This is a genomic window from Acidovorax sp. BoFeN1 (assembly GCF_003345135.1).
In the GTDB taxonomy this organism is placed as follows: domain Bacteria; phylum Pseudomonadota; class Gammaproteobacteria; order Burkholderiales; family Burkholderiaceae_C; genus Acidovorax; species Acidovorax defluvii.
In genome coordinates this window covers 1-8,591 of sequence record NZ_QOZT01000122.1, presented here as the reverse complement: position 1 = coordinate 8,591, position 8,591 = coordinate 1, and the positions used below count along the sequence as shown (strand labels likewise).

Below are 8,591 nucleotides of genomic sequence, written 5' to 3'. Positions count from 1 at the left end.
CGCCTACCCGGCAGCGCACCCCATCCACCCCCGCCGCCGTACCCGAAGCCATGCAGGCCGCTCTGCAGGCCACGCTGGCCCCGTGGGCGCCTCAGCCGGTGCAGCAGGCCCGCGCCACGCTGCGCGCCGTCAACCTGGCCACGCTGTGGCCCCAAGCGCCCGCCACGCAGCTGAACGGCACGCTGCAGGCCGGCCCCACCGCGGACCAAGGCACTCCTGGCTGGGCCGTGCAGGCACAAATCAACAACGAGCTGGCAGGCCCATGGGACCAATCGCGCCTGCCGCTCACCGCCCTTGCCGCCAGCGCCAACTGGGATGGCACGCGCTGGAGCATTCCCGACGCTACGGCCAGCGTGGGCAAAGGCACGGCCACGCTGCAAGGCCACTACACGCCCGCCACGGGCGCCATCGACGGACAGGCCCAGCTGCGCAACCTGCCCCCCGAGGCGCTGCACACGGCGCTGGCGGCAGCGCCGCTCTCGGGTAGCGTGGTAGCGCAAACCCAGGGCAACGGCAGCATGGCTTTCACGGCCGACATCCAGGCCAGCAAAGCCACAGCGCCGCGAGCGCCACGCGCCCCTGCGCTGCGCATCAATGCCTTGCAAGCCAAGGGGCAGTGGCAGGCGCAAGAAAATGGCGGCACGGTGCGACTGGAACGCCTGCTGGTCGATGCCATGCAGGCCCGGCTGGAGGCCACCGACCTGCGGGTGGCGCTGGGCACCCCATCCGCACAAGGGAAGTTGCAACTCACAGTGCCCGGCGCCAGCGCCCAGACCACGGGTGCAATGGCCCCCCGCACCGGTGCCGGATCGCTGCAAGTGCAGTGGACCGACGCCGACCGCACCCAGCGCTGGCTGACCAGCCTGCCGGGCCTGGCCACGGCCCTGCAAGGAGCCACGATCAAGGGCCAGGCGCAACTGACCAGCCGCTGGACCGGCGGCTGGCAAAGCCTGGCAGAGCAGCTGCAGGCTGCCCGGACAGGCACGGCGCCGCCCGCGGACAAAACCCCGTTCACCCTGCAGGCCACGCTGACCGCACCGCAACTCGACCTGACCCTGCCGCCGGGCAACGCATCTACGGCGACCGCTGTGCAGTTGCAATCGCTGCGGGCAGAACTGGCGGGTTCGCTGCGGCAGGCCACGCTGGCACTGGACGGCACGCTGCGCACGGGCACACTGCAGACCACGCTGCGCACGCGCGTCGCGGGCGGGCTGGCATCCGCCGCGCTGTGGAAAGCGCAGGTGAACGAGCTGCGTATGCAGGCGCAAGACACCCAACGCCCCGGCCCCTGGACACTGGAGCTGTTGCAGCCCCTGGCCTTGACGGCGCAGCTGGGCCAGCCACCCGCCACACCTGGCACGGTGGCGCTGCAGGCTGCGGCGGGCCAGGCCCGCCTTACCGGCCCGCTGCCCGGCAGCGTGGCGCTGCAATGGCAACCCACGCGCTACCAGGCAGGGCCCGGCACGGCAATGCGCCTGCAAAGCCAGGGCCGCTTGGAAGGCCTGCCCTTTGCATGGCTGGATGCGCTGGGGCTGGAAGGGACGCCCGCAGTGGCTGGCAAACCGGCCCAGCCGCTGCTGGCCCGCCTGGGCCTGGGGGGCAACATGGTGTTGGAGGGCCAATGGAACGTGGATGTCGGTTCCACGCTGCGCGCCCAGGCCAGCTTGCGGCGCACCAGCGGTGACCTGCGCATCCTCACCGGCGAAACTGCCCCGGTCACGGTGCTGCAAAGCTCTGGCCAGGGCACCGGCGCGGGCAGCCCCACCTCCATCACCACCCCGCAGCCCGGCAGCCCTGCCGGCGTGCGCCAGGCCGAACTGACGCTGGAGGCCGAAGGCGACGCCCTGCGCGCGCGCCTGCTCTGGGCCAGCGACCGCGCCGGTGATATGGATGCCACCGCCAACACCCGCCTCACCCTGGGCGACTCGCCGGCGGGGGGCAACGCACTGGCGGGTGTCACCTGGGCGCCCGATGCTCCGCTGGCCGCCACCGTGCGCGCCCGCCTTCCCGATGTGGGCGTGTGGTCGGCCCTGGCTCCACCGGGCTGGCGCGTGCGCGGCACCCTCGACGCCAACGCCACCCTTTCGGGCACCCGCAACGCCCCCCGTTGGGCCGGCACGCTGGGTGCCGACGGCCTGGCCGTGCGTTCCATCGTCGATGGGGTAGACCTGCAGGGCGGCAAGCTGCGCGCCACACTGCGCGGCAATCAGCTCGACATCACCGAATTCCGCTTGCAAGGCGGGCGCGGCAGCAACGCGCGCATTGCCGGCTTCAGCGGCAACCGCACGCCCGCGCCGCAAGACGGCGGCACGCTCACGGGCTCGGGCCGGCTGAGCTGGGGCGAGCCCAATGAGGGCATGTCGGGCATTGCCATGGACATCACGGCCGAGGCCCGCGCGCTGCAGGTGCTGGTGCGCGCCGACCGGCAGGTCAGCGTGTCGGGCCAGGTGCAGGCGCAGCTGCAACAGGGCCAGTTCAGCGTGCGCGGCAAGCTCACCGCCGACCGGGCCACCATCATCCTGCCCGACGAATCAGCGCCCAGCCTGGGCTCGGACGTGGTGGTGCGCTCGGCCGCCAAAGACCGCGCAGACCAGGCCAAGGCCCAGGTGGCCGCCCGCGCCAACCAGAAAGCAGCGCAAGCCGAAACCCCCCGGCCACCTGCCATTGCCATCACCCTCAACCTGGGCCGCGACTTTGCGCTGCAGGGCCAGGGCATCACCACGCGCCTCACCGGCGAGCTGGACATCCGCAGCAGCACCGTGCCCGGTGCCCCACCCCGCGTGACGGGTGAGGTGCGCACCGACGCGGGCCGCTACCGCGCCTGGGGCCAGATGCTGGACGTGGAGACAGGCCTGATCCGCTTCAACGGCCCCTACAACAACGCTGCGCTCGACATTCTGGCGCTGCGCCCCAACATCAGCGTGCGCGCGGGCGTGCAGGTCACCGGCTCGGCCCTGTCGCCCCGTGTGCGGCTATATTCCGACCCCGAAATGCCCGACGCCGAAAAACTGTCGTGGGTGGTGCTGGGCCGCGATGCGGCCAACGGCGGCGCCGAAGCCGCTGTGCTGCAACAAGCCGCCCTGACCCTGCTGGGGCGCGGCGGCGGCAGCAACCCCACTGCCCAGGTGGCCAGCCGCCTGGGCCTGGACGAAATCGGCTTCAAGGGCCCCGGCACCGGCGAAGACGCCACCAGCGCCGCGCTCACCTTCGGCAAGCGCCTTTCCAAAGACATGTATGTGACCTACGAGCGCAGCCTGTCGGGCACGCTGGGCACGCTCTACATCTTCTACGACCTCTCGCGCCGCCTCACACTGCGCGGCCAGACAGGCGAAAAAAGCGCCGTGGACATCATCTACACCGTGCGCTACGACTGATTTCACCGCGAAAACCGGCGCCCCGCCCAGCCTCTACAATCGCCGGCTGCCTCCTCGTAGTTCAAGGGGATACTACAGAGGGAAAATTGGGTCACCGTATCAATTACGTATCAACGAACCTTCGATGGAAGCCCTACTCTTGGCGCCATCAACACCTGCACTGAGTGCAGGCCGAAGCCCAAGCGGCGGGGCCGAGGCTGCGAGCAGTGGAGGATGTGGCGCCTTGTGAGTGGCGTAAGCGTTGAATGTTGATGTGCACCCTTGGGATGACGTATATACAACCCCACATTCCTGATACGCTGGCATGTATATACACGCCGGTGTATCATCAGCGGCTCCAACATCTCCCCATGACGCATGAACAATCTTGTGATCTCCGACACCATCTTGACAAAATTGCGGGATAAGCATCAAGTGGATCGGCGTGAAGTTGAGCAGGCGTTCGGGAACAAGTGCGGCATTTTTTTGGTCGATGACAGAGAGGACCACAAGAGCGACCCTCCCACGCTTTGGTTTGTTGCCCCGACGAACAAAGGGAGGCCGCTGAAGATTGTGTTCATCTTTCGTGAAGGGAAAGTGTTTCTCCGCACGGCGTATGACGCCGACACGATTGCTCAGAGCATTTATGACGCCAAGGGGCGTTAACAAGGAGTTGGTTATGAACAAAGCTGTGAAACGCATTGAAAGCACGGATGCCGCCTGGGAAGACGGCACGCTGGGGTGCTCAATGGAGCATGCAGCAGTTGCGCCTGCCGATATGGAGCGGGCCATTGAAGAGAGCTTGGGGATGCAGTCGATTTCGATTCGACTACCCAAGAATTTAATTGAAGCGTACAAGCTTATCGCCGCGCATCATGGTGTTGGATACCAGCCTTTGATGCGCGACATACTGCAACGCTTCGCGCCGGAAGGGTTGCGTGAAGTGATGAGCCACCACACGAACAAAGCAGAAGAGGTAGACCATAGACTGGAAGAGTGGCGCAAAGCTGCTTAACCATTAAAAAGAACCGCCCGCCGAGGCGGTTTTTTGTTCTACCTGCCGGCGCTGGGTGCAATCAGCCTGCCCTGACAACCTCAGATTGACATGGGTCGTGTAGTCATCGCGCACGGATCGTGACTCTATGGTGGAGTAGGACTGACCGTTCAGCACCCGTTGATACAATGGGAAGCGCGTACCACCCAGCGCTCAATTCAAGGCCAGATCAATGACAAAAGCATTCGCAAGTCATTGATTTATAAAGGCACTCTGAAAGACCCTTCGTAGTTCAATGGATAGAACGAGTGCCTCCTAAGCGCTAGATACAGGTTCGATTCCTGTCGAGGGGACCACATGCAAGGCCGGAAGCTTCCGCAAGCTTCCGGCCTTTTTCTTTTTCCCCTGTGAGAAGCGGCCTGGATCCATGCAACAACATGCTGCGAGGCGTTGAAGCCAGTTGCAATGGGCCCATCGCGCCTCGGACAAATGCCTGCATTGCCGTATAGCGCGCATGCCGCGCCTCCAAGGCGTGGTGAATGCTCCGCCGCAACCGACATGAAGACAGGCGCATGACTGATCGGGAAGAGACGCCGAAGGCAGGGAAAAACACTCCGTTGACAGATATTGAGTCAAATCGGCCTCTAGCCCTTTATTCATAAGCGCAAGCAGCTATCAAATAAGGAGTTAACTTAACCATGCGCGGGCCGCGTTCGCCGCGCTTGCCTTGCTGCGCACCCTCGCCTGCAGCGGGCACGCCCTACAGCTGAAACCCCACCGCCCGCACCACGCCCTCGGCGATGTCGCGCAGCCACGACGGCTGGCGTGCGTGGTGTGGCTGGGCGGTGGCGATGTGGCGGGCGCACCAGTGGGCCAGCCATTGCACTTGCTCGCGGTCGTAAAAGGCCGTCATGTGTTCGTAGTTGAGGAACAGGCTGCGCGCATCGAGGTTGACCGAACCGGTCAGCGCCATGCTGTCGTCGATAACCACCGCCTTGGCGTGCACCATGCCGGGGGCCAGCCACACCCGTGCGCCCGCGGTGGACAGCTGGCGCAGGGCGCGTTCGCGGGCCAGGTCGGCCAGGCGGTGGTTGGAGCGGGCGGGCACGATGAGGTGCACCTGCACCCCGCGCCGGCAGGCAATGCACCAGGCATCGAGCAGGGCCTCGTCGGGCACGAAATACGGCGTGATGGCCACAATGCGGCGCTGCGCGTGATAAGCCGCCGTGAGCAGCAGCGCATAGACGGTGTCGTCGGGCTGATCGGGCCCGCTGGGCACCCACTGGGCCAGCGCGCCGCCGGGCGGGCCGACCAGAGCATGGCGCGGTGGCGGCAGGTGGCGGGTGAAGCGCACACGGCCGGTGGCGGCGCGCCAGTCGGCCCGAAACTGCGCCTGGGCCAGCGCAGCCAGCGGGCCTTCGACATCAAAGCTCAGGTCCAGCCAGGCGGGCTTGCCGGGGCGGTCCAGAAAGTATTCGCTGGCCAGGTTGCGCCCGCCGCTCCAAAGGCGTGCCCCGTCGGCCACGGCGACCTTGCGGTGGTTGCGCAGGTTGGTGCGCCCGCGCATGGGGTTGTGCAGCAGGGGCATGAAGCGCCGCACTGTCACGCCCTGGCGGGCAAGCTGGCTCAGCACGGCAGCCGGCGTGTGCAGGCTGCCCACGGCATCCACCAGCAGCCGCGTGGCCACGCCGCGCTGGGCGCATTGCACCAAGGCCTGGGCCACGCGGTCGCCCACCTCGTCGTGGTGGAACACAAAGGTGCACACGTCCAGGCTATGCCGGGCAGAGTCGATGAGGGCCAGCAAGGCCTGAAGGGCCTCAGGGCCGTCTTCGTGGAAGTGGACATGGGCGTTGCGCACGGCGGGCGCCAGGTCCATGCCCGCCAGCAGGTGCGTGGCCCAGGCGGGGCCCTCGCCCGTCGCCGCGTGGCTGAGCGTTGTCGCAGTGCCGGGCCGGTGCAGCGTGCGCAGCGGCCGCGCAAACTTGCGCGAGCCCAGCAGCAAAAACAATGGCAGCGCCACATAGGGAAACGCCACGATGCCCAGCACCCACGCCAGCGCCGCAGAGGGATGGCGGCGCTGGTGGTCGATGCGGGTGAACATCACATACACCAGCAAGCCAGCAACCACCAGCATGGCGTGGCCCAGGCCGGACAGCAGCACGAAGTCGGTCATGCGGCACCTTGTGGCGTGGCCATGTGCCCACACGGCGGCGCCAGGCGGGCCGAGCCGCCCGGGGTGGCACAGCCGGTGGTGGACATCCAGTGGCCTGCTCCTGCGGCCCGAGCCCTTGGCATGGCACGGTGGATTGCAACGCCAGAACCCCGTTCGCCCCGGGCTTGCGAAAGGGCTTCGACAAGCCCAGCCCGAACGGGGTGGCACGCTTCAAAAGGCCCAATAAACCGGGCGTTGCCAGGCGGGGGGTGAGTTGGTGCAAACAGCCGCATGGTGCCCAAGCATAGCGACGGCGCATGGCGGCCGCTGGGCAACAGCGCCGGGCCGCAGAGCCCGGCGGGTTTCAGGCGCGGCCGCGCAGCGTGCGGCTGAGCAGGATCACCGGCACCAGCCCCACCGCCACCAGCGCCAGCGAAGGCAGGGCAGCCTCGCCCAGTCGCTCATCGCGCGCCAGCTGGTAGGCCACCACGGCCAGGGTGTCGCTGTTGAAGGGGCGCAGCACCATGGTGGCGGGCAGCTCTTTCATCACGTCCACAAACACCAGCAGCGCAGCGGCGGCGGTAGAGCGGCGCAGCAGCGGCCAGTGCACATTGGCCATCAGGCGCGCGCTGCCCGCGCCCAGCATGCGGGCCGAGTCGTCCAGGCTGGCCGGAATGCGCGCATAGCCGCTTTGCACCGATTGCAGCGCCACTGCGCAAAAACGCACCAGATACGCCCACACAATGCCCACCGCCGTGGTGGTGACCAGCGCGCCCACGCCCCAATGCGGAAAGTGCGCCTGCACCCAGCCCACCGGCAGCAGCAAGCCCACCACGATCACGGCGCCTGGTACGGCATAGCCCACGCTGGCCAGCCGCACCACGCCGCGCGTGAGCAGGTCGGGCCTCCGGCGCACGGCAAAGGCCAGCGCCAGCGCCACGGCCACGGCCAGGCCGGCGGTGATGCCACCGAGCCGCACGCTGTTCCAGGCCCATTCGAGAAAACGGCTCCAGGGCAGCACCGACCAGTCCGACGCCAGCGGGCGCAGCATGAAGGCCACCGGCGCCACAAACCCCATGAACACGGGCAGCGTACACACGCCCCAGGCCAGGCCACGCGCCAAACCACGCAGTGGCACGGGCTGGGCCTCGGTGGCGCCCGCGTGGCCGGTGCCCTTGGCAGTGAAACGCATGCGCCGCTCGGCACGGTGCTCCAGCCACAGCAGCACGAGCACCAGGGCCAGCAGCATGGTGGACAACTGCGCGGCGGCAATGCGGTTGTCCATGGACAGCCAGGCCTTGATGATGCCGGTGGTGAAGGTTTGGATGCCGAAGTAGCTGGTCACGCCGAAGTCGGCCAGGGTTTCCATCAGCGCCAGCGCCACGCCCGCGGCCACGGCCGGGCGCGCCAGCGGCAGCGCGATGGAGGTGATGCGCCGAGAGAGCGGCGCGCCCAGCAGGCGTGCGGCCTCCATCAGGTGCGCCGCGCGCTCGCCCAGCGCCGTGCGCGCCAGCAGGTAAACATAGGGATACAGCGAAAAAGTAAACACCCAGATGGCGCCCCACAGGCTGCGCACCTCGGGCAGCAGGCGCCCCTCCAGCCCGAAGGTCTCGCGCAGCCCTACCTGCAGCGGCCCGCTGAACTGCAGAAAGTCGGTGTAGGCATAGGCCGTGACATACGCCGGCATGGCCAGCGGCAGCAGCAGCAGCCACTCAAAAACGCGCCGGCCCGGGAACTCGAACAGCGTGACCGCCGCTGCCGTGGCCGTGCCCACCACGGCCGCGCCCACCGCCACCCATAGGCCCAGCCACAGCGTGGTCCAGACGTAGCCAGGCAGCACAGTGCTGGCCATCTCGCGCAGGATGGCGCCGGTGTCGGCCTGCACCACGCCCCAGGGCAGCCACGATGCCAGCAGCGCCAGCACGGGCAAGGCCAGCAGGCCCACCAGCAGGATCAGGGGCAAGGTGGATAAGGAAAAGCGGGTGCGGTGCAAGACAGGGTGCTCGGCAAATAGGGAAAGGGCACTACCGACCCACAGGGCGACCAGGAATGCAAATGCGAATTTTAAGCATTCGACCCGCCCTGCCAGACC

At 67.6% G+C, this 8,591-nt stretch carries 5 protein-coding genes and 1 tRNA gene; 4 read left to right on the top strand and 2 right to left on the bottom strand.

Annotated features, from left to right (window positions below; translation table 11 throughout):
* The 4 genes from DTW89_RS17940 to DTW89_RS17925 all read left to right on the top strand — a co-directional run.
* The coding region (locus DTW89_RS17940) for a translocation/assembly module TamB domain-containing protein (protein WP_236637204.1) at positions 1–3,374 on the top strand (3,374 nt) is incomplete at its 5' end.
* Between the two features lie 357 nt (positions 3,375–3,731).
* Positions 3,732–4,019 (top strand): ADP-ribosyl-(dinitrogen reductase) hydrolase, encoded by a 288-nt coding sequence (locus tag DTW89_RS17935; protein ID WP_114656916.1) that lies wholly within the window; start codon positions 3,732–3,734, stop codon positions 4,017–4,019.
* A 13-nt stretch (positions 4,020–4,032) separates the two neighbouring features.
* Positions 4,033–4,368, top strand: a complete 336-nt coding sequence (locus tag DTW89_RS17930) for a hypothetical protein (protein ID WP_114656918.1) — start codon at positions 4,033–4,035, stop codon at positions 4,366–4,368.
* Between the two features lie 260 nt (positions 4,369–4,628).
* Positions 4,629–4,703 (top strand) — tRNA-Arg (locus tag DTW89_RS17925).
* Positions 4,704–5,107: 404 nt separating this feature from the next.
* Here DTW89_RS17925 and DTW89_RS17920 read toward each other — a convergent pair.
* Both DTW89_RS17920 and DTW89_RS17915 read right to left on the bottom strand, forming a co-directional pair.
* Positions 5,108–6,520 (bottom strand): phospholipase D-like domain-containing protein, encoded by a 1,413-nt coding sequence (locus DTW89_RS17920; protein WP_114656915.1) that lies wholly within the window; start codon positions 6,518–6,520, stop codon positions 5,108–5,110.
* A gap of 343 nt (positions 6,521–6,863) precedes the next feature.
* Positions 6,864–8,492 (bottom strand): ABC transporter permease, encoded by a 1,629-nt coding sequence (locus DTW89_RS17915; RefSeq protein ID WP_024816186.1) that lies wholly within the window; start codon positions 8,490–8,492, stop codon positions 6,864–6,866.
* Positions 8,493–8,591: the final 99 nt, after the last annotated feature.

Coding starts and splice junctions, on each gene's coding strand:
- DTW89_RS17935 (WP_114656916.1), top strand. CDS start 3,732: ATGAACAATCTTGTGATCTCCGACACCATCTTGACAAAATTGCGGGAT.
- DTW89_RS17930 (WP_114656918.1), top strand. CDS start 4,033: ATGAACAAAGCTGTGAAACGCATTGAAAGCACGGATGCCGCCTGGGAA.
- DTW89_RS17920 (WP_114656915.1), bottom strand. CDS start 6,520: ATGACCGACTTCGTGCTGCTGTCCGGCCTGGGCCACGCCATGCTGGTG.